17 protein-coding genes are annotated in these 21170 nt (G+C 61.2%); 9 read left to right on the forward strand and 8 right to left on the reverse strand.

What is annotated here, in order from left to right; translation table 11 throughout:
• Positions 1 to 25 precede the first annotated feature (25 nt).
• Positions 26 to 955, reverse strand: a complete 930-nt coding sequence (locus tag ACB030_RS15190; protein ID WP_371160901.1) for a helix-turn-helix domain-containing protein — start codon at positions 953 to 955, stop codon at positions 26 to 28.
• 75 nt (positions 956 to 1030) lie between these two features.
• Here ACB030_RS15190 and ACB030_RS15195 point away from each other — a divergent pair, with 75 nt between their 5' ends.
• The 3 genes from ACB030_RS15195 (at position 1031) to ACB030_RS15205 (ending at position 3337) form a co-directional block, all read left to right on the forward strand.
• Positions 1031 to 1429 carry a VOC family protein gene (locus ACB030_RS15195; RefSeq protein WP_371160903.1) on the forward strand — a complete coding sequence of 133 codons (399 nt, stop codon included), beginning with the start codon at positions 1031 to 1033 and terminating at the stop codon, positions 1427 to 1429.
• 404 nt (positions 1430 to 1833) lie between these two features.
• A complete protein-coding gene (locus ACB030_RS15200; RefSeq protein ID WP_371160905.1) occupies positions 1834 to 2277 on the forward strand; it encodes a hypothetical protein in 444 nt (147 codons plus the stop codon).
• On the forward strand, positions 2204 to 3337 hold the full coding sequence (locus ACB030_RS15205) for a protein kinase (protein ID WP_371160907.1): 1134 nt from the start codon (positions 2204 to 2206) through the stop codon (positions 3335 to 3337). The genes ACB030_RS15200 and ACB030_RS15205 overlap by 74 nt, the downstream gene beginning before the upstream one ends.
• Positions 3338 to 3438: 101 nt before the next feature.
• On the opposite strand, the gene recD is transcribed toward ACB030_RS15205, so the two are convergent.
• The 6 genes from recD to ACB030_RS15235 form a co-directional block, all read right to left on the reverse strand.
• Positions 3439 to 5478 (reverse strand): exodeoxyribonuclease V subunit alpha, encoded by a 2040-nt coding sequence (gene recD / locus ACB030_RS15210; RefSeq protein WP_371160908.1) that lies wholly within the window; start codon positions 5476 to 5478, stop codon positions 3439 to 3441.
• An 8-nt stretch (positions 5479 to 5486) separates the two neighbouring features.
• Positions 5487 to 9089, reverse strand: a complete 3603-nt coding sequence (gene recB, locus ACB030_RS15215; protein WP_371160910.1) for an exodeoxyribonuclease V subunit beta — start codon at positions 9087 to 9089, stop codon at positions 5487 to 5489.
• Positions 9089 to 12439 carry an exodeoxyribonuclease V subunit gamma gene (gene recC / locus ACB030_RS15220; protein ID WP_371160912.1) on the reverse strand — a complete coding sequence of 1117 codons (3351 nt, stop codon included), beginning with the start codon at positions 12437 to 12439 and terminating at the stop codon, positions 9089 to 9091. Before recC ends, recB begins: the two co-directional genes overlap by 1 nt.
• Before the next feature lie 231 nt (positions 12440 to 12670).
• Positions 12671 to 13063, reverse strand: a complete 393-nt coding sequence (locus ACB030_RS15225) for a DoxX family protein (protein ID WP_371160914.1) — start codon at positions 13061 to 13063, stop codon at positions 12671 to 12673.
• An 85-nt stretch (positions 13064 to 13148) separates the two neighbouring features.
• Positions 13149 to 13835, reverse strand: coding sequence for a pirin family protein (locus ACB030_RS15230; protein ID WP_371160916.1), 687 nt, complete (start codon positions 13833 to 13835; stop codon positions 13149 to 13151).
• Positions 13836 to 13867: 32 nt separating this feature from the next.
• A complete protein-coding gene (locus ACB030_RS15235; RefSeq protein WP_371160918.1) occupies positions 13868 to 14200 on the reverse strand; it encodes a hypothetical protein in 333 nt (110 codons plus the stop codon).
• Positions 14201 to 14457: 257 nt separating this feature from the next.
• On the opposite strand from ACB030_RS15235, the gene ACB030_RS15240 reads away from it, so the two are divergent.
• Complete coding sequence (locus ACB030_RS15240) at positions 14458 to 15372, forward strand: LysR family transcriptional regulator (protein WP_205642998.1); 915 nt, start codon at positions 14458 to 14460, stop codon at positions 15370 to 15372.
• Between the two features lie 436 nt (positions 15373 to 15808).
• Positions 15809 to 16573: a helix-turn-helix transcriptional regulator gene (locus ACB030_RS15245; RefSeq protein ID WP_005330085.1), complete on the forward strand. Its 765-nt coding sequence runs from the start codon at positions 15809 to 15811 to the stop codon at positions 16571 to 16573.
• A 40-nt stretch (positions 16574 to 16613) separates the two neighbouring features.
• On the opposite strand, the gene ACB030_RS15250 is transcribed toward ACB030_RS15245, so the two are convergent.
• Positions 16614 to 17426: a UTRA domain-containing protein gene (locus tag ACB030_RS15250; protein ID WP_371160921.1), complete on the reverse strand. Its 813-nt coding sequence runs from the start codon at positions 17424 to 17426 to the stop codon at positions 16614 to 16616.
• A gap of 182 nt (positions 17427 to 17608) precedes the next feature.
• On the opposite strand from ACB030_RS15250, the gene ACB030_RS15255 reads away from it, so the two are divergent.
• Genes ACB030_RS15255 through ACB030_RS15270 form a run of 4 tightly spaced genes read left to right on the forward strand, consistent with a single transcriptional unit; the run spans position 17609 to position 21166 of the window.
• A complete protein-coding gene (locus ACB030_RS15255; protein WP_371160923.1) occupies positions 17609 to 18655 on the forward strand; it encodes an ABC transporter substrate-binding protein in 1047 nt (348 codons plus the stop codon).
• 9 nt (positions 18656 to 18664) lie between these two features.
• Positions 18665 to 19498, forward strand: coding sequence for an alkaline phosphatase family protein (locus tag ACB030_RS15260; protein WP_371160925.1), 834 nt, complete (start codon positions 18665 to 18667; stop codon positions 19496 to 19498).
• On the forward strand, positions 19498 to 20397 hold the full coding sequence (locus ACB030_RS15265; RefSeq protein WP_371160927.1) for an ABC transporter permease: 900 nt from the start codon (positions 19498 to 19500) through the stop codon (positions 20395 to 20397). Before ACB030_RS15260 ends, ACB030_RS15265 begins: the two co-directional genes overlap by 1 nt.
• Positions 20390 to 21166, forward strand: coding sequence for an ABC transporter permease (locus ACB030_RS15270; protein ID WP_371160929.1), 777 nt, complete (start codon positions 20390 to 20392; stop codon positions 21164 to 21166). The genes ACB030_RS15265 and ACB030_RS15270 overlap by 8 nt, the downstream gene beginning before the upstream one ends.
• The last annotated feature ends 4 nt before the right edge of the window (positions 21167 to 21170 follow it).

Raw genomic sequence — 21170 nt, forward strand, 5'->3', positions numbered from 1 at the left:
GGCCCCGTTCTTTTTTGGGGCGCCCTCAACGCCCCTTGAAGGCGGGGTGATGCAGCTGGCGATAATGGCTCGGGGCCAGCCCGTGCTGGCGCTTGAAGGCGGTGGAAAAGTGGTATTCGTTCTTGAAACCGCACTGGGCGGCCAGCAGCTTCACCGGATCGGCCCGGCTCGCCAGCAGGAGTGCCGCCCGCTGCAAGCGCAGCCGTTGCAGCAGCGCCATGGGGGCCAGCGCAAAGTGCTGCTGACAGAGACGATAGAGCTGGCGCTCGGAGAGGTGCAGCGCCCCGGCCATTCGTCCTATGTCCCAGCACTCGGCCAGGGATTCTTTCAGCATCAGCTCGAGGCGCAGGGCCTGCCGCTCGCCACGACTCTGCCCCTCCCCCTTTTGCAGCAGGCGGCGCAGGTAGAAGCCGAGCTGCTCCACCAGGAGCGCGCTGAGCAACGGGTCCTGATGGCGCTCCTGCTCCGCATAGAGGTTCTCTATGGTGCGAAGCAGGGTCCCCTGCTGGGAGGTGCAGCCCAGACGAGGGCGGCTCGCGAAGGCATCCCAGGGGGAGTCCTTGTGCAGCAGCAGCCACACCAGATCCCAATCACCCCTAGCCGCCGGTTGTGGCTGCTCTGGCGCTGGCGGCTCTGGCAACTGCCTCTCCGGTAATAGCGCCTCTGGCAATCGGTAGCAGAGCGGTTCCCCCGCCGGGATCAGGGCCCACTCCCCGACTTGCAGCCGCTCAAGACGATCGCCAATCAACACCTCCCCCTCGCCCCCCAGGGTCAGCAGAAAACAGTGCACATCGGCAAAGCGGCGGGAAATGCGATAACGGGTCTTGAGACGGGAATAGCCCGCCAGCCAGACCCGCTCCTGGCCGAGGGCGGGCAACAGGCTGTCGCAGCAGATCTGCTCGCGGCAGTCGGGGGAGACGTCAATGACCTCAAGATTGGCAGTTTCAGACATCATCAGGACGGGCTCAGCCATGTCGAAGGATTAGGCCAGAGCATAACATCAAGGATATCAACTCACAGGAGACAGGCCATGCATATCCATCACGTCGCCATCTGGGCGCAGGATCTGGAGGCGCTCAAGGCATTCTACTGCACCCTGTTTGGCGGGCAGGCCAATGAGCGCTACCACAACCCGACCAAACAGTTTTCGTCCTACTTCGTGCGCTTCGAGGAGGGCGCCAGCCTGGAGCTGATGCATACCCCCACTCTGCTCCCAGCGGATCTCGACCTGCCGCACCCGTTGCAGGGGCTGGCCCATATTGCCTTTTCCCTCGGCAGTGTGGAGGCGGTAGATCAGATGACGGCACGCCTCAAGCTGCTGAAAAGCGCCGAGGTGAAACACCTGGACGGCCCCCGCTGGACCGGCGACGGCTATTACGAGAGCACCTTTCTGGATCCCGAAGGCAACCGGCTGGAGCTGACCATCTAATGGCTGAATGATCCCCTCACCCTGCCCTCTCCCAAAGGGAGAGGGGATAAAGCTGCATCCAGAATATGATCACCAGCCATGTCGATTCGGTTGACGGAAAAAATAGTCAGCCAAGTAGGTTCGATTAGCGAAGCGTAATCGGACAGCGGTAACGGTATTGCTCCCTTCTCCCGTTTATTAAAAAAGGAGGAGAAGGGCTGGGGATGAGGGGAGGGAGGAAGGAAGGAAAAAAGAGATTACGTGGTAAACGTTTGGGCTGAGTGTAGCGAAGCCCAACATCCGAGATAACTGTATAGACAAGCATTAACATGACTTGATATTATTGAAAGTATAAATCACATCTTTATCTGTATTTAAAATTACAACACCATATGCTTTCTACCAACCTAAATAAAGAGGAGTTTATGATTCTATATAGAGGGGTAAAAGATCCCATCGAGGATGGACTATATGACAACCCATATATAAAAAACCCAAGAAAACCTAGAAACACAAATGAATTAACTCACTCTATCACAGATGAATGGTTTGAGATTGAATTTGGTATAAAAGCAAGAAGTAGAACTATTTTCTGCTCAACGGATAAGGAACAGGCTGTTATTCATGGACATCCATATGTAATTTCCTTCCCAGAAGGAGGAGAATTTATTTTCAGTGAACAAATATATGATTTCACTGAAATAGAAGGTGAGCTAGGAAAAAAATCCCAAGAGAATAAAGATGAAGTAGAAAAGTGGCTAGCTAGTAAAAATTACCAAAAGGTGGGAACAGTAAATGAAATACCTGTTGATTTTTGTGGAGAAATTATGGCCTGCTGTGAAAAATATGTTGTGCAAAAAATCAAATAACTCTAGCGCATATGTTTTTCTTAAAAAATTAGAATTACTACAAATAAATGGATTTAAATTTGAAAAAGAACTAGGTGGTGAGAGTGCACTAAGCAGTTTATATGCTAGTGAAGATAAGAAAGTTGTTTTCAAATTTCTTATCTCACCAAGGAATGATATTGAATTAGAAAAATTCAAGCTAGAATATTCCGTCTTAAAAGAAAATAGAGCCAATTCAATAAGGGGTGATATATCTCTTTTTTATGGCCCCCCTACTAGCTACCCACTGCCTACGATTAAATATCCATTCACTCAAAAACTCTCTGGTCTAGTAAGTTTTTTTGGTTATGAATATGAAGAAGGGACCCTGTTGTCAGATTTGGATACAGCTAAATATTCACTAGAAGATAAAATAAAGCTTTTACATCGTCTTGCATCGGGATTGAACTACTTCAATCAAACGGGATACTCTCATCGAGACCTGCATCCAGAAAACATTCTACTCCTTGACGGATATACAATGAATCATTTTGATAATGAGATTGAAAATAATGATCCGAGGATTAAATTTCTTGATATGGGGAGTTGCCAGAGCAATCATGGCACGGAAAACACATTTCCATATATAAAACGAGATGCTGATGAATTACTCGTATATACAGAGAGTAATAAACGTCTATATTCATCATTTACTTCTATGCCACCCGACTTTCTAGAGAAAGGTACAAATACACTTAACTATGATACGTGGTCTTTTGGTGTGTATGCATATCATTTAATTTTTGGAACACTTCCTTTTACAATTAACGGAATAGAGGATGTGACAAATTTAAGACATATTAAAGAAAAAGATCAAGATTACTTAAAAAACATGGCTTCATTGCATGTTGGTCTACGTCTAATATTAAATCACTTATTGTCAGCAGACGGTAATGAAAGACCATCAATAGATTCAATAGTAAGATTATTCTCTTGGTTAGTATATAGAAAAGAGGATTTTCAGGAAGTTGAATTTGTTCAATCTGTTATACATAATAATGGGTTTGATCCATATCATGACCCTCTAGATGACATTTATTAAATGTAATAATAAGCATATTTCGTAAACTCCAGATTGATACTACCTCAATTTATTAAGATATAAAGTCAAGCGGCAGTATATATATTTACCGCCGCCATCAATCACTCCCCCAACCTCTCCGCCAATCCGGAATAACGCTCGGTCTTTTTCCGTACCGCCTGTGCCAGCAGGGCGCGATCGCCGTAGAGATCGAGGCGCGCCTTGGCGCGGGTGATGCCGGTATAGACCAGCTCGCGGGTCAGCAGCGGGCTGGGGCTGTCGGGCAGCACCAGCACCGTATGGGCAAACTCCGACCCCTGGGATTTGTGGATTGTCATGGCGTAGACCGTCTCGTGGGGGGGCAGGCGGCTGGGCAACAGGGCCCGCAGAGTGCCGTCCGGCTGCTCGAACCATACCTTGAGCCGCCCGCTTTCGTCCGGCAGGCAGAGCCCCATGTCGCCGTTATAGAGGCCGATGCCGTGATCGTTGCGCACCACCATCACGGGGCGACCCGCATACCAGTCGCCATCGCGGGCAATCAGGCCAGCCCGTGACAGGGCCAGTTCGAGCCGCTCGTTGAGCCCCAGCACCCCGAAGGGGCCGTCCCGCAGGGCGCAGAGGATCTGAAAGCCGTTGAACGCCTTGAACACGGCCGCCGGATCTTCCCCGGCCCGGGCCGCCTTCAGATAGCTGCCGTAACCGGCGACCCCCTCTGCAATCAGCTCGTCATAGGCTTCCCCCGCCCAGGGGTGCAGGCTGATGTCGGCAAATCCTGCACTCCAGACCGCTTCCACCGCGGCGGCATCACCGCCGTTGCAGGCCCGCGCCAGCTGGCCTATGCCCGAATGCTGATCGAAGCGCCAGCTCTTGGAGAGCAGACAGAGGCTGTCGCGCACCGGGGCGCCTGCGGGCGAGCCCTGCAGGCGGTAGCCGGTCTGGCGGGAGAGCCACTCTGCCTGCGCCGGGCTGATGCCCTGCGAGGTAAAGCTGCAGATATCGCCGAGTACGGCCCCCGCCTCCACCGAGGCGAGCTGATCCTTGTCGCCGAGCAGGATGAGACGAGCGTGGCCGGGCAGGGCGTCCAGCAGGCGCGCCATCATGGGCAGGTCGACCATGGAGGCCTCGTCCACCACCAGCAGGTCCAGATGCAGCGGGTTGCCTGCGTGGTGGCGGAACTGGCTGCGCCCGGGGATCACCCCGAGCAGCCGGTGCAAGGTGCCCGCCTCGGTGGGGATGGCCTCCACGACCTCGGGGGGCAGATCCAGGGCCTGCAGGGCAGAGCCGATACTCTCGGTCAGGCGCGCCGCCGCCTTGCCGGTGGGGGCCACCAGCCGGATCGCCGGGGCCTTGCCCCCTTGCAGGCCGGTTTCCACCAGAATGGCGAGCAGCTTGGCCACCGTGGTGGTCTTGCCGGTGCCGGGGCCGCCTGAGATCACCGCGAAGGGGCGCGCCGCCGCCGTGGCCGCCGCCAGCTTCTGGCCGTTGCAGCAGAGCGCCTCGGGCACCAGGGTATCGAGCGCACTCAAGTCGCTGGCCGCCTGGGCGCTCCCCAGCAGCGCCTCTATGGCGGGCCAATCCACTTCATTGAGGAACACCAGATCCAGATACTTCTCGACGAAGTGGCGGGCCGAGAAATCGGGGGCGAGGCGGGCCTTGAGCAGCGCTCCGAATACCAACCCATGGTCGCGGGCAAAGAGCCGCGACAGGGCCGGGGCTATCTCGGGCCATTCGGCGCGTTCACTTAACGCGCGCAGATGGCGGGCCACCCCCAGCTCGAAATCGTGATAACGGGTGAGGTAGAGGCGCCCGTGCCAGAGCCGCAGCGGCCAGCGGGGGGTGAGCCCGTCATCCTGCTCGGTGCCAACCAAGGGGCAGGCCGCAAACAGGGCGGGCCAGCTCGCTGGATCCGCCAGATCCCCCAGCAGATCCCGGCTCTGATCCGGATCCAGCCCGAAGGGACGCAGGGATCCGGCAGCGAGCATTTCAAGCGGCAGGCAGACATGGCCGCGCCCCAGCTCGAAGCAGGCGAGCGCGGCCCCCAGCACCAGCTCGGGGCCGCCGCCCAGATCGGCCACCAGCTTGGCAAATTGCAGATCCAGCTGGCGGATACGCCCCGCCAGCGCCAGGGCTTTCAGCCGTTCGATCATACCGTCGCTCTTCATCTCGCCCCTCATGCCTCTGCCTTGTTTGGTTTTTCTAAACGATGATCGTCAGGCATCACACCTTTACTAAACAACTTGTCGAGCCCCAGCACCAGTTCACGGCTCGGACGGGTATGGAATACTCCCCCTTGCGGCATGCCGCGCAGGAACAGATAGAAGACCCCGCCAAAGTGCTGGTCGAAGTCGTAGCCCGGCAGCCGCAGGCTGAGCAGCCGGTGCAGCGCCAGGGAATAGAGCTGGTATTGCAGGTCGTAGCGATGCTCAGCCATGGCCCGCTCCAGCGCCGGACGGCTGTAGTCGGCCGGGCTCATGCCGAGATGGTTGGATTTGTAGTCGAGCAGATACCAGCGCCCCTGCCACTCGAACACCAGATCGATAAAGCCCTTGAGCATCCCCTGCACAGTAGCGAAGCCGAGCGGCTTGTTGCCCCGCGACAGGGGGTCGTGCTGCTGGCAGAGGGCGGTGAGCGCCGGTGCCGTCACCCGTCCCATGGGCAGGAAGAACTCCAGCTCCACCTGCTTGCGCTCGGGGGCCAGCTCCCGCAGCCGCACCGGCTCCCCAAAGCCGGTATCCAGCGGGGTATCCAGCACCGCCTCCACCTGCTGTTGCAGCACCGGGGCCCAGCTCTCGTCGAAGCCATCTTGCGCCAGCAGGCCAGCGATATGCTGCGCCAGCGGCTCGCCCGCCGCGCTCTCGAAGTCTATGGTCTCGAACAGGCTGTGCAGCAGGGTGCCGGGGCGCGCCCCTTTCGGGAAGGTGAAGATGGAGGGCTGGGGCGCCTCCTCTTCCTGCACTGCGGCAGCCGCCTCGGTCACCACCTCGTCATCGAAGCCGGGGTTCGCCAAGACCCCCTTGCCGTGGCCGTTCCCCTGGGCCGCCAGCCCGGAGTAGGAGCTGATCCACCAGTCCCGCTCAAGGGAACCGGTAAAGTGGCGCACCTGGGGCTCGCCCAGTTGCTCCTCCTCTAGCGGCAGCGGGGCCGGACGGGTGAGCGAGGGCTCACAGACCACCACACCGGGCAGCGCCTGTGCCAACTCGGTCAGGGCGGTCGCCAGGGTTTCGGCGTCCCCCTCTTCCCCCTTTTGCAGCAGATAGCCGATGGCGGTGTGGTGCAGCTCTGTCTTCTCCGACTTGCCGTTGCCCGAGCGCACCGGCGCCAGCCCCAGCCAGGTGGCGTAGACGCCCCGGGTCAGCGCCACATAGAGCAGCCGCAAATCTTCGGCGAGGCGCTCCCTGTCCGCTTCGGCCAAGGAACCCTCGGCGCCGGTCAGATCGAGAATGGTGCGATTGCCCCCCTCGTCCGCCTCGTGATAGAGCGGGGTCTCGGCGGTTCTGTGGCTGCAGATGAAGGGCAGGAACACCAGCGGATACTCCAGCCCCTTGGATTTGTGGATGGTGACTATCTGCACCAATTTCCGCTCGGATTCGAGGCGCAGTACCTGCTCGGCATCCTGGCCGCTCGGGCGACTCACCGCCTCCCCCAGCCAGCGCAGCAGGGCATATTCCCCATCCAGCTCGCTGCTCGCCTGTTGCAGCAGCTCGCCGAGATGGAGGAAGTTGGTCAGCCGCCGCTCGCCATAGGGGCTCGCCAGCAGGGAGGAGGCAAGGTTGCGTCGATGCAGCAGGGCCCGCAACATGGCCAGCACGCCGCGGCGATGCCAGATCTGGCGGTACTCCATAAACTCCTGCACCGCACTCTCCCAGGCCCGCTCGTCGCTGGCCAGCCCATCGAGCGCTTTGGCATCCAGATCGAACAGCCCGGTGGCGAGCGCCGCCCGCAGGCTCCGCTCTTCACTCGGGTTCTGGCAGGCGTGCAAAATCAGCAGTATCTCCCGTGCCTCCACCTGCTCCAGCACGCTCTCGCGGTTCGACAGGTAGACGGAGGCGATGGCGAGCCGCGCCAGCTCCTGCTGCACCAGCTTGCCCTCGGCGCCGGTGCGCACCAGCACGGCGATATCCCCGGCCTTCACCGCCTTGTCACCGATCAATGCCTTGCCCTCGCGGGCCAGGGTCAGCAGGCGGTGGATCTCGGCGGCGGTGGCGCGGGCCATCTTGCTCTGGTAATCCCCCCGGTTGAAGGTGGGCTGGCCGCTCAGCTGCCAGCAGTGGAGCACAGGGGCGGTAACGCCATCCAGCAGCAGCGCCTTGCTCTTGCCCTGCGCCTCCACCGGCAGGAAGGGGATATCCGCCTCGTAGATAAAGGGATCCTTGGCCCGCTCAAACAGGCCGTTGACCGCCCCCACCAGCGCACCGCTGGAACGCCAGTTGCGCCCGAGGGTGTAGTGGGCGCTCACATTTCGCCGCGCCTGAATGTAGGTAAAGATGTCGGCGCCGCGAAAGCCGTAGATGGCCTGCTTGGGGTCACCGATCATCAAGAGCGCCGTGTCTGTGTGGCCACCGTAAAGACGGTGGAAGATACGGTACTGCTGGGGGTCGGTATCCTGGAATTCATCGATCATCGCCACTCTATAGGTGGCGCGAATGCGATCGCAGAGCCGCTCGCCAAGACTGGAACCGAGCGCCCCGTCGAGGTCTTTGAGCAGGTCATCGAACGAGAGCTGATGAGCCTGGCGCTTGCTCGCCTGCATCCGGCTGCGCACTACTTTGGCGGCCCGTTGCAGGATGAGATCCCGAATGCCGGGGCGGCTCGCCAGCAGCTCGTCGATCTCGCTGAACAGCGGCAGGGTCGGTAATGCCTTCCCCTTGCTCAGCTTGGCCTCCAGGGTTTCCTGGCCGAAGCGTTCGAGATCCTTGGGCAGGGTATAACCGCTGGTCGGATCCTGTGCCCAGTCGCCTATCTTGGCGAGCCAGCCCTCGTAGTTCTTGCCGGTATAGAGCTTGATTTGCCCCTCTGTCTGGCGGCGGATCTCGTCCGTCTGCGCCAGCCAGGCATCTTTCACCGCCCCGATGCGACTCATGGCGGCCTGATGGCGGGCGGCGAGAGTCTCATCCCCCAGCGCGGGGTGGATCTCCAGCTCGCTGTTGTCGAGCCAGCCGTTCATCTCCCGCAGCAGGGCGGCGGGACTCGGCCAGAGCGCGCGCACCGAGCTCGCCAGGGTCTTGTCCACCGGATAGAACTCGGCGCGCCAGTAGTCGCTCACCGCCTGCAGCCTGAGCTGGCTGTCGTCGGTCAAAAATTCGGTCTCAAACAGGGCGCCCGACTCGAAGGCGTTTTGTTTCAGCATCCGCTGGCAGAAGCCGTGGATGGTGAAGACAGCCGCCTCGTCCATCTGCCGCTCGGCAGCCAGCAGACGGCGGGCCGCCAGCTCGTGATCCTCCACCTCTTCCAGCAGCTGGGCCAGCAGGGTGTCACTGCTATGGCCGCGCATAAAGGCGAGGCGAGCCTCGTGGATGCGGCCGCGGATCCGCCCCCGCAGCTCGGCGGTGGCCGCTTCGGTAAAGGTCACCACCAGGATCTCGGTCACCGAGAGGGGACGCTCGTGGGCGCTGGGCTGACCGGCGTCTTCCCCCTCCTCTATCAGCGGGCCGTGGCCCAGCAGCAGGCGCAGGTAGAGACCGGCTATGGTGTAGGTCTTGCCGGTACCGGCGGAGGCTTCGATCAGTCGTTCACCATGGAGGGGAAAACGCAATGTATTGAGCGGGTTAGCCATTATTTCAGCTCCTCCAGGGTCTTGAGCAGCGGGGTCAGGTGTTCGCGGGCCAGGGCCTGCAACTGGTCCAGCACGGCGTCATCCAGCTCGGGGAAGCAGCGGGCGACATAAGGGTCTTGCCCCTCCCCCGTCACCATGTAGCCACCGTTGAAACGGGTGAGGGCCGCCTTGTCGGCCGCCTCCGGCTTGTCCGGATCCTTCTCGATCGCCCTGAGCCACTCCCAGGCGGTGCTCGGGAAGAATGGCAGCGGCCGCTTCATCCCCTGGGCCCAGAGTGCCACCAGGGCCGCCAGCCTGGGGCGCGCCTCGTCGGCAGGCAGCGCAGGCAGGCGTAGACTCTGCTTGGCATCGAACAGCAGGGTATCGCCGGGGGCGTCGCTCAATGAGAGGCAGAGGTGCTGAGCCCAGCCCAGCAGCAGATCCTTGCCGTTGAAGCTGCCGGGTTTGACCACCAGCAAGCGTCCCTTCTGGGTGTCGATCCACCCTTGCAGCTGGCCCTGGGTCAGGGAGATATCGATCTCCACCGCCTGTTTTTCAGCCTCATCAGCCGCAACCCAGGGGCGCAACCGATCCGCAAGCTTGCCCATCTCGGCATCCAGATCGTCCAGCAACAGGCTGCCGAACCACCCTTGGGGCAGCAGGCCGGTGAGCTGCAACCGCTCGCGGCGTATTGCACTGTCACCTTCCGCCAGATGAGCATCGAGCAGCAGGGCCTTGAGCTGGTAGTGCTGCAAGCCGTCCAGCTCGAATGGCTCGCTGTCCTCGATGTTGGCTTCGTTCAGCTCGAACCACACCTTGAGGCGGCGGTTGAGGAAATACTTGGTGGGCTGGCGATAGAAGCGCAGCAGCTCCGCCAGCTCCAGCCCCTGCTCCTTGCCCCATTCGGGCGGCAGCGGCAGCTCACCGCTCTGGAAATTGGCGGCGCCGCGCACCGGATTGAGGGCGGGCAGCCAGTCGGCGGCATAGGTAAAGAGCCGCGAACCCGCCTGCGGGTAGAAGTAGTTGCGGCTGTAGGGGGTGAGCGGGTGCGCCACCATCAGGTGCTGAAGCAGCCGCCGGCCTGAGGTCTCGTCATCGAGGCTCTCATCCCCCGCCAGCACGAAGCCCTGCCGCACATAGTCGATCAGCTCCGCCAGCAGCACCGAGGGCACCTTGTCGCTGTTGTCCTGGGCGCTGAAGCCCTGATAGCTGATATAGAGTCCCTGCTGGGCACTGAGCAGCGCCTCGAGGAAGAGGTAGCGGTCATCGTCCCGGCGGGAGCGATCCCCGCGCCGCGACGCCACCGCCATCAAGTCAAACCCCATGGGGGCCAATGTGCGCGGGTAGACGCCGTCGTTCATGCCGAGCAGGCAGACCTGTTTGAAGGGGATGGAGCGCATCGGCATCAGGGTGCAGAAGTTGACCTGACCGGCGAGGAAGCGCTGGCTGGAGCGGGACTCCCCCAGCACGCTGCCGAGGTAATCCTGCAACAAGTTGGCGGTGATGGGTTGCTCGAAACGGGCCTCGCCGAGCTGGGTCTGCCAGTCGGCCAGCTGGCTGCGAATAAGCTGCAGCTGACGCTCTTCCTCCTCGTCGGCCAGGTAGAAGCGCTCCAGCAGCGCCAGCAAACAGGCGTGCCACCCGGCCAGCGGCTGCGCCTGTTGCAGCCGGGGCAGGAATTCGGCCAGCGAATCGACAAACCAGGCGAGCTTGCCGAGCGCCAACCCCTGTTGGCCTTCGATATCGGCGTAAGGCAGGATGCCCGCCACCGGCTCCCCATCCCCCATGGCAAAGCCGAGCAGCATGCGGCGCAGGCCGAACAGCCAGCTGTTGCCGGACATGGGCGGCAGATCGAAGCGGACGGGATAGCCGTCATCCAGCCCCCAGCGGATGCCGGTCTCCTGCACCCAGACCCGCAGCTGGTTGAACTCGTCGTCATCCAGCTCGAAGCGGCGCAGCACGGCGGGCACCTCGAGAATGGCCAGCAGCTCGCCGGCACCGAGGCGGGCGTTGGGCAGGTGCAGCAGGGCGAGGAAGCTTTGCAACAGCGGGCTCTCCTGGCTCGCGGCTCTGTCCGATACAGCGAAGGGGATCTGGCCACGGGCGCCAAACACCGCCTGAATATAAGGGCCGTAGCTGTTCACGTCCGGCATCATCACCACCACATCTTTCGGAGTGAGAGAGGGGTCCTGTTCGAACAACGCCAGCAGCCGGTCGTGCAGCACCTCGAGCTCGCGCATAGGGCCGTGGCAGGCGTGGATCTGCAGGGATCCATCCGACGGGCTGATGGGGCTCTTGTGGTGGCTGGCGTCGAGACTGAACTGACCGGCGCCTCGTTCTGCCAGCTCCAGCACATCTTTCTGGATGGCGCGCAGCAGGCTGACGTTGCCCTGCTCATCCACCTCGTCGATATCGACGAAGGCTTCGATTTGCGGCACCTCCAGCTCCATCAGCTGATGCAGGTAGTCGCGCCCCAGCTTGCCCATGGAGGCGAGCAGCGGGTTGGCGGGCCCTTGCAGGGTCTCTATGTCGGTACCGGGTTTGAGCCTGGTTTCGAGCCGCGCCAGGGTTTTTCTGTCCAGCAGATCCCCCCAGTAGTAGCGGCAGGGATTGGTGACGAACAGGTGCACCTCCACCTCGGGTCGGCTGCCGAGGGCCAGCAGGGCCTCCACATAGCGGGGTGGCAGCGCCGAGATGCCGAACACGAAGACCCGTTGCGGCAGCTTGCCCGGCAGATCCCGGGTGCGCGCCAGCTCGTGGATAAACTCCTCGTAGAGGTTGGCTCTGTGGTAACCGCTCGGGGAGAGCGCCAGGGTGCGGGCCACCAGCTCGCGCCACAGCTCAGGCTGCCAATCCTGACCGCTCACCCCGGCCAGTTCCAACCCCAATCCCTCCCCCTCTTCCCAGCGGGCTATCCAGTCCGGCCGATACACCAGATATTGGTCGAACAGATCCGCCACCTTCTGGCAGAGCTGCCACAGCCTTACTTGCTCGGGATCCTGGGCAGGATCTTGCTCATCCCCCCCCAGATAGGCGGCCAGCGGGGCGAAGGCGGGCCTGTCCAGCAGGGCGGGCAGAATGGTCATCAGCTGCCAGCTCATGGATCCCTTGTTGTAGGGGCTCTGGCGGGGCACGTCTGCCAGCACCTGGGTGAACATCTCCCAGATGAAGCTGGCTGGCAGCGGGAAGTCGATATTGGCGGCGATGCCGAAGGCCTTGGCCAGCTCCAGCTTGAGCCACTGGGCCATGCCGGGACTCTGCACCAGGATCTGTTCGTGCTCGAAGGGGTGAGAGAGGGGCGCCTGCCGGATGCGGCTCACCAGCAGCTCCTTGAGCAGATCCAGCTGATTGGAGTGGTAGAGGGTAAACATGGACGACTCCCGCCAATTTCATGAAGAGGGGTGCGCGCCGGAAAAGGCGAGCCATTTCCGTCACTTCACACGAAATGGGATTGTCGGGGATCGGGGGGTAAGATGCAAAAGGCGCTTGCCACCGCCAGGCGGGCCTCGTCACAGTACCGGCATTCGCCACTTGGCGGGCATAAAAAAGCCGGTGCAACTGCACCGGCCGAAAGGCGTTGGAAAACTTGAACTATCAGGGTATTACCAGCACTTGCCGAGGCGGGCATCCAGGCTGAAGGCACCAGGACCGGCTGCCGCCAGGGCCAGGAAACCACCGGCCACCGAGAGGTTCTTCATGAACATCAGCATCTGCATCTGTTCGGCAGGCTGATAGTGGAAGATGAAGGCGGCCATCAGGGTGAAACCGGCCAGCAGCACCGAGAGGCTGCGGGTAAAGAGACCCAGCATGATGGCGAGGCCACCACCCAGCTCCAGCAGTATCACCAGCGGCAGCATGAACCCGGGCACGCCCATGGCTTCCATGTAACCCTGGGTACCGGCGTAGCCGCCGATCTTGCTCCAGCCTGCCATCACGAACATCAGCGCCAGCAAAATACGACCCGCCAGCAGTGCCACATCTTTCATCTTGTCCATTGTCAGATTCCTTTGATTACCCATCTTGGTAATAAACAGTGTAAGAGCTAATTGTTAACTCATTCATTTCGCCGTGATTTATCTATCAGGGCAGATCAAACAGCAGGGCTTCACTCCCCTCGGAGGCGGTGAGCGCCCAGGACGCCTCATCGCGACTGAGCAGGCCGTCGCCGGGTCGGGCAGCCAGACCGTTGCCAGTCAGCTCCCCTGAAATCATATGCAGGTAACCATGACGCCCTTGCAATGCCCACTCGAGGGTTTCCCCTTCGGCAAGTTGCAGTCGCCAGATGCGGGCCTGCTGGCGGATCCTGAAGGATCCTGCCTCCCCATCCGGTGACGCGACCAGCGTCAGCCCGGGCTGAGAGGCTATCTTCTTCTGCTGATAACCCGGGGTAGTGCCGACTTCGTTCGGCTCTATCCAGATCTGCAACAGGGAGAGGGGCTCGGTCTGCGAGGGGTTGTACTCGCTGTGCCGGATGCCGGACCCTGCACTCATCAGCTGGAAATCCCCCGCCGGGATCTGCTCGGCATGGCCGAGGCTGTCCCTGTGCTCTATGGTGCCGCTCAGCACGCAGGTGAGGATCTCCATGTTGGCATGAGGGTGGGTAGCGAAGCCGCCACCCGGCGACACCAGATCCTGGTTGATAACCCGCAAGACGGAGTGCCCCATCCAGTCCGGGTCATAGTAGTGACCGAACGAGAAGCTGTGGCGTGCATCCAGCCAGCCGAAGTTGGCATGGCCCCGTTCTGCTGCGGCTCTCAATTTCATCATGGTGTGCTCCTCCAATACCTTTAAACGGTTGATTAGCGCTGGCGACCGTCACCCAGACCGAACGGGATGCGGTAGCTGCTGCTCTCGTTGCCCAGGCTGACCGTCAGGTTGCCCTGGGTGCGGCTCGGGATCTGTACCTGCTGGGTGCCCATCAGGCTGGCGTGAACCGATGCCAGCAGATCGCCAGACTCATCGCGCACCTCCAGCATGGGGTTGGCCTTGCCAGCCATGGCGGCGGTGGCGTTCCAGTTCACGAACAGCACGCCCGGGGCGGCATTGATGTCGGCCGGTACGGCAGCCTGGGCGAAACCTGCGGTCATCAGGCCTGCAACGGCCAGCATCTTGATTACGTTTTTCATGTTCATTCACTCTCTTGGTTTTTATGTCATTGCCAAGGCCGGTCTGGCCCGAATCAATGCATCCATGCAAGAGGTTATTCAAATAGTGTGTTGTTCTTTCACCTACAGCAGACACCGTTCTGTGTGATGTCTCAGCCTGGAACTACCTTTTATTTGGCCGCTTGGCCTTCCTGCCTAAGCGTTGATTGAATATTAAAGTCACTTGCCCTAACTTGTTAGCGAGATAATCTGGCAAACATGTTCAAAAAAATTGAAGGTTAGATATGGCCAAGGAATCGAACAAGGAACGGGCGCTGACCCTGGAGGCGATCCGGGTGCTGGACGCCATCGACCGCCGTGGCAGCTTCGCGGCGGCCGCCGACGAGCTGGGCAAGGTGCCCTCGGCACTGAGTTACACGGTGCAGAAGCTGGAAGACGAGCTGGACGCCATGCTGTTTGATCGCAGCGGCCACAGAACCAAGTTCACCCCGGCCGGGCGCATGTTGCTGGAGCAGGGCCGTCTGCTGCTGGAGGCGGCCGAGCATCTGGTGGGCGAAACTCGTGCCCTGGCCCGGGGATGGGAGACCGACATCACCATAGCCGTCGATGCCCTGGTGCCGCTGCAGGCGCTTTACCCTCTGGTGGAGCGGCTGGCCGAGCTGACGGATACCCGGCTGCGGCTGCGGGCCGAGGTGCTGGCGGGTAGTTGGGAGTGTCTGGAAGATGGCCGGGCGGATCTGCTCATCTCCTCCCTCAACCCCGACATCATGATGACGGGCATCAAGCACCAGCCCTTGCAGGAGGAGGTGATGCTCTATGTCGCTCACCCGGATCACCCCCTGCACCTGGAGCCCGAGCCCCTGGCGGACGAGACCCTGCGCCGCTACCGCGCCATCGCCATCGCCGACACGGCGCGGCGCAAGCCTGCCCTCACCTATCGCCTGCTGGACAAGCAGCCGCGCCTGACCGTCAGCACCATGGGGGAGAAGCGCGATGCCCTGCTGGCGGGCATTGGTGTCGGCACCATGCCCCTGAGCTGGATAGAAGAGGACATCAAGGCGGGCCGCCTCAAGGTGATCGGCCCCGAATATCGCCATCAGGTGCAGGTCGTGCTGGCGTGGCGGCGCGATACCATGGGCAAGGCCAAGAGCTGGCTGGTGCGGGAGATCCCCAAGCTGTTCCCCTGCAAGGGGGAATAACCCCTCGGGAGGGCGGCGCAGGAAGTGCCAAAAAATGCGCCCCTTCCTTGACGGCGGGCTCAAATTCGGAGAAAAGAAAAAAAGCGGACCTCTTGCGAGTTCCGCTCAATGCCAGGAAAGAATAAAACCTTGCGGTTAAAAAAACCCTTAAATTGGAAGCAAACAATCGTTTTCTCAACCAGGAAGGTATTGAATCCGATTCGTGTTGGATTATGTGCGATGTAATATGCATCACCAGCAAAATGTTGAAAGGTTGAAGGATATGCACCACCGAGTGTCATTATCTGCCACCTTGCACCACAACTGGTCAGGCCATTTCAGCCGTTATCACCGGACGTATCTCCTCTGGTTTTTCTGGGTGTCAAAAATTGAGCCCGATACAGACAAATCACTCACTTTCTGGCACGACTAAAAATGCAGATAAAGGAATAGTTGCATGACCTACAGCCAGACCCTGGCCAACCACATTCTCGACACCCTGAAGAAGACCCTGACCGACAAGGGGATCCGCTATCAGACCCTGGCGGAAGCCATGGGGGTCTCCATCGCCACCGTGAAGCGGATGATGAACAAGCCCTCCCTGCCGTTCGACACCCTGCTGGAGATCTGCCATCTGGTGGGACTCTCGTTCGAGGAGCTGCTGGATCGCACCCAGGACGCCCAGAGCCGCCGCGCCGTCTTCACCCAGGAGCAGGACGAGGCGTTTCACAAGGAGCCGGGGCTCTACGCCTTCCTCGCCAACATCTTCTGGCGCGACAAGACGCTGATCGATCTCAAGCGGGAATACGGCCTGACCGACGCCTCCTGCTACCTCTATCTGCGCAAGCTGGAGAAGCTCGGCATCTTGCAGCTCGGCATCGACAACAGCTACCACTTCCTCATCAGCGAGCGGATCAGCTTCGAGCAGCACAGCCGCTTCGCCCGCCAGCAGGCGCGCCAGGCCATGTCGGTGCTGGGGGACTATCTGGTGGAGAACATGCACAAGTCGAACAACTACATGGCGCTGTGCCAGCTCCACCTGGACGAGAGCGAGGCCATGGCCCTGATCGATCGCATGAAGGAGTACTGGCATCAGGAGCTCAAGCTCAACCGCCCCGCCATAGGCCAGCGGGAGGGCAGCAAGACCTACACCATGTCGCTGCAACTGGCCGACTGCGGCTACCAGAGCTTCGACGACCTGATCCCCAATATCGACAACTGATCCCGGCGGATCCTGCGGGATCCGCGTCTGCGCGAGGCGGCTACTCAGCCAGTTTTACGGGTAGTGCTCTGGCCGTGACCGGTTGCAATGCCCGGGTATCCAGACAGATGCGAATCGCATCCGGCCGCCAGTGCTCGATATCGCAATCCACCAGCGCCCCCCGCTCGTCGTAGTTGACCCGCACCAGTCTGAGCACGGCGCTCCCCTCTGCCAGATTGAGGGCGCGGGCTATCTCTCCCCGAGCCGCAGAGGGGGTGATCTCGAGGCTGGCCCCGCCCTGGCCTATGCCATAGCGCTGTTGATAGAGCTCGGTGAGGGAGCTGGCCAGTGGCGCACTGGCGATATCGGGAAAGCGGCTCGCCAGCAGGTGATGGCTGACGTGGAGCACAGGGCGGCCATCGATCAGCCGCTGGCGGCGGATCTCATAGAGCGGGGTGAAGGGTTCCAGCCCCATCCGGCTGCACAGTTCGCTGCTGGCCAGCTCGCTGCCGTGGGCCAGCACCCGGGTTTCGGCCACGCGCTGCTGCTCGCCAATCCACTGGTGAAAGTGGGTATGGATGGCGGGGTCGTAGGTGAGGCGGGGCGGCGCCACGAACCAGCCGCGCCGCTCGGCCCGGTAGATAAGGCCATCCGCTTCGAGGCTGGAGAGCGCCTCCTTGATGGTGATGCGGGTGGTGGCGAAGCGCTCGCTCAGGGCCCGTTCGGCGGGCAGTTGCTGCCCGGCCCCCAGCTGGCCGCTGCCGATATAGCGGCGCAGGGTCCGGCAAATCTGTTCGCACTTGGAGGGGCTGCGGCCATCGGTCAGCCCCTGTTCCCACAATCGCTCTGTCACTGTCACGTTCCTGTCGGTCATTCCGGTGTGCGCCCCCTGGAGTAGACCAGCGGCTATCGGTCCCGAGTTGTAACCGCTGCTGATGACAGCGCCATGACAGGGTGAATGTCACGAAAACGCCATCAAAGCGCCCCGCCACCGTCATATTTCCCCTCTAGCATCCCTCTCGAACCTTAACTGACCTAGTCCAGAGGGATGGGATGATGAAAAGCGTGATCGCAAGTGCACTGGCCCTGGTGGCCATCAGTCAACCACTGTTTGCCGCCGAGAACATCGCGGATCTCGAAAAAGCCGCTCGCGGTGAAGGCCAGCTCCACAGCATCGGCATGCCCGACAGCTGGGCCAACTGGAAGGATACCTGGCAGCAGCTCGGCAGCATCTATGGCATCAAGCATCAGGATACCGACATGAGCTCGGCCCAGGAGATCGCCAAGTTCGCCGCCGAGAAGGCCAATGCCACCGCCGACATCGGCGACGTGGGCGGCGCCTTCGGTCCGGTTGCGGTCAAGCAGGGGGTCACCCAGCCCTACAAACCCTCCACCTGGGCCGACATTCCCAACTGGGCCAAGGATGCAGACGGTCACTGGATGCTGGCCTATACCGGCACCATCGCCTTCCTGATCAACAAGGATCTGGTCAAGACCGCCCCGACCAGCTGGCAATCCCTGCTGGGTGGCGACTACAAGGTGACTCTGGGTGACGTGGGCGTCGCGTCTCAGGCCAACAACGGCGTGCTGGCGGCAGCCTATGCCACCGGCGGCAGCGAGAAGAACCTCAAGCCCGCCTTGGAATTGTTCGGCCAGCTGGCCAAGCAGGGTCGTCTGTCACTGAACGACCCGACCATCGCCAATATCGAGAAGGGCGAAGTGGAAGTGGGGGTGCTGTGGGACTTCAACGCCCTCAACTACCGCGACCAGATCGACCCCAAGAAGTTTGATGTGGTGATCCCGAGCGACGGCTCCGTTATCGCCGGCTACACCACCATCATCAACAAATGGGCCAAGAACCCCAACGCCGCCAAGCTGGCGCGGGAATACATCCTCTCCGATGCCGGTCAGATCAACCTGGCCCGTGGCTACGCCCGCCCCATCCGCAGCAACGTGACCCTGCCGGATGACGTCAAGGCCAAGCTGTTGCCGGCCGAGCAGTATGCCAATGCCAAGCCGGTGCAGGATCACGCCGCCTGGGAGCAGAGCTCCAAGGCCCTGCCGCGCCAGTGGCAGGAAACCGTCATGATCAATATGCAGTAAGGACATCCAGTGCAACACAAGGTGATAGTGGTACTTGTGGATGGTCTGGCAGCCGAGGTAGCCCATTGCATGGGCTACCTTTTCGGCATGGTGGAGGCGGGGCGGGGCCTGCATACGACCCTGAATGCTGCCCTGCCGTCTCTCTCCCGACCCCTCTACGAGTGCATCCTGACCGGCGTGCCGCCGGTGGCGAGCGGTATCACCCACAACGGGGTGACGCGCCTGAGCCAACACGAATCCATCTTCCATCTGGCCCGCGCCGCGGGTAAACGCACAGCAGCGGCCGCCTATTACTGGGTCAGCGAGCTTTACAACAAGAGCCCCTGGCTGGCAGCGCGGGATCGCTATACCCATGACGAGCAGCTGCCCATCCAGCACGGCTGCTTCTACTGGGATGACAACTACCCCGACAGCCATCTGCTGATGGATGGGGAATGGCTCAGAACCCAATACGACCCCGATTTTCTGCTGATCCACCCGATGGGGGTGGATGACGCTGGCCACAAGTTTGGCCTCGATTCACGCCAGTACCGCAATCAGGCGCGCCGGATGGACAGCCTGCTGGCCGACCGGCTGCCCCAGTGGCTGGCACAGGGGTATCAGGTGGTAGTCACCTCGGATCACGGCATGAACAACGACCTGAGCCACGGCGGCACCCTGCCTGAAGAGCGCACCGTGCCGCTCTGGCTGTTTGGCGATGCTTTCGTCGAGCGCTGGCCGGATGGGGTGGCGATTGCCCAGACCCAGCTCTGCGCCCTGATGGCCGACCTGCTGGGTATCCCCCACGACAAGCCGGTGGCTCCCCCGCTGCTCAAGGCGACCTTTATGCGCGAGGTGCACTGATGATGCCTGCAACCACCGAGATCCTCGCGGATCAACCCGTGGCCACCCAGCGCAAGGCACGCCGTCACTGGCTGCCCGCGCTGGTGCTGCTGCCGTTTATCCTGCTGATGATACTGTTCCAGCTCGCCCCCATGGTGTGGGTGCTGGTGGGCAGTTTCCAGACCCCTGATGGCTGGGGCCTCGACCATTACCGGGAGATCCTGAGCTCCCCCTTCTACCTGCAATCCTTCGGCAACTCCCTGCGTATCGCCGGTATCGCCAGTCTGGCGGGGCTTGCCATCGGCACGATCGGGGCGGCGGCGTTGCGCCACAGTGGTGAGCGGGTCAAGCGAGCCCTGCTGGCCTTCGTCACCATGACTGGCAACTTCAGCGGTGTGCCGCTGGCATTCGCCTTTATCATCATTCTCGGCATCAACGGCGCCGTCACCCTGCTGCTGAAATCCTGGGGCTGGATCGACGGCTTCAACCTCTACTCGGGCAGCGGCCTTATCCTCATCTACACCTACTTCCAGATCCCCCTCGCCCTGCTGCTGCTCTACCCGGCGTTCGACGCGCTGCAGGATGAGTGGCCGCAAGCCGCCGCCCTGCTTGGCGCGAGCAGGGGGCAGTATGTGTGGCACGTGGCGCTGCCGGTGCTGACTCCCGCCCTGCTCGGCACCCTGATCATCCTGTTTGCCAACGCAGTGGGGGCCTATGCCTCTGCCTACGCCCTCACCACAGGCAACTTCAATCTGGTGACCATACGGGTGGCCAGCCTGGTCTCCGGCGACATCTTCCTCGAGCCCAACATGGCGGCGGCGCTGGCGGTGATCCTGATGGTGCTGCTGGGGGTAGTGACTGCCGCCAACCAGTGGCTGCTGAAAAAGAGCTATGTGAACAGGGGGCAATCCCATGCATGATTTGACGCCGCGCTGGCCCAAGTGGGTGCTGAGTGGGCTGGTTGCCACCCTGCTGTTGCCGCTGCTGGCTACCTTTCTCTATTCCATCTCCACCCGCTGGGGGGCGACCCTGCTGCCGGATGGCTTCACCCTCGACTGGTATCTCAAGCTGTGGGGCGACCCGCGCTTTCTCGCGGCCTTTGGCCGCAGTCTGCTGGTCTGCTTCGCGACCCTGCTGCTGGGCACGCTAGTGCTGGTGCCCACCGTGCTGGTGGTGACCTACTACTTCCCCAGGCTGGATCCCTGGATGAACCTCTTGATCCTGCTCCCCTTCGCGGTGCCGCCGGTGGTCTCGTCGGTGGGGCTGCTGCAGATCTACGCCGACGGCCCGTTGCCCATTATCGGCACGCCGTGGATCCTGAGCGGCACCTGGTTCACCGTGGTGTTGCCCTTCATGTACCGGGCGCTGGCCAACAGCCTGCAAGGGGTGCCGCTGAAAGATTTGATGGATGCCGCCCACCTGCTGGGGGCCAGCAGTCGCCGCGCCTTCCTGCTGGTGGTGATCCCCTGCCTGCGCAAGGGGCTGCTGGCGGCGCTGTTTCTGTCGCTCTCCTTCCTGCTCGGCGAGTTCGTGTTCGCCAACATGCTGGTGGGCACCCGTTACGAGACCCTGCAGGTCTACCTCTACAACATGCGCGCCACCTCGGGCCACTTCACCAGTGCGCTGGTGATGAGCTATTTCCTGCTGACCCTGCTGCTCACCTGGGCGGCCAACAGATTTCATCGGTGATCCA

Source organism: Aeromonas sp. S16(2024) (genome assembly GCF_041403065.1).
Classification (GTDB): Bacteria; Pseudomonadota; Gammaproteobacteria; order Enterobacterales; family Aeromonadaceae; genus Aeromonas.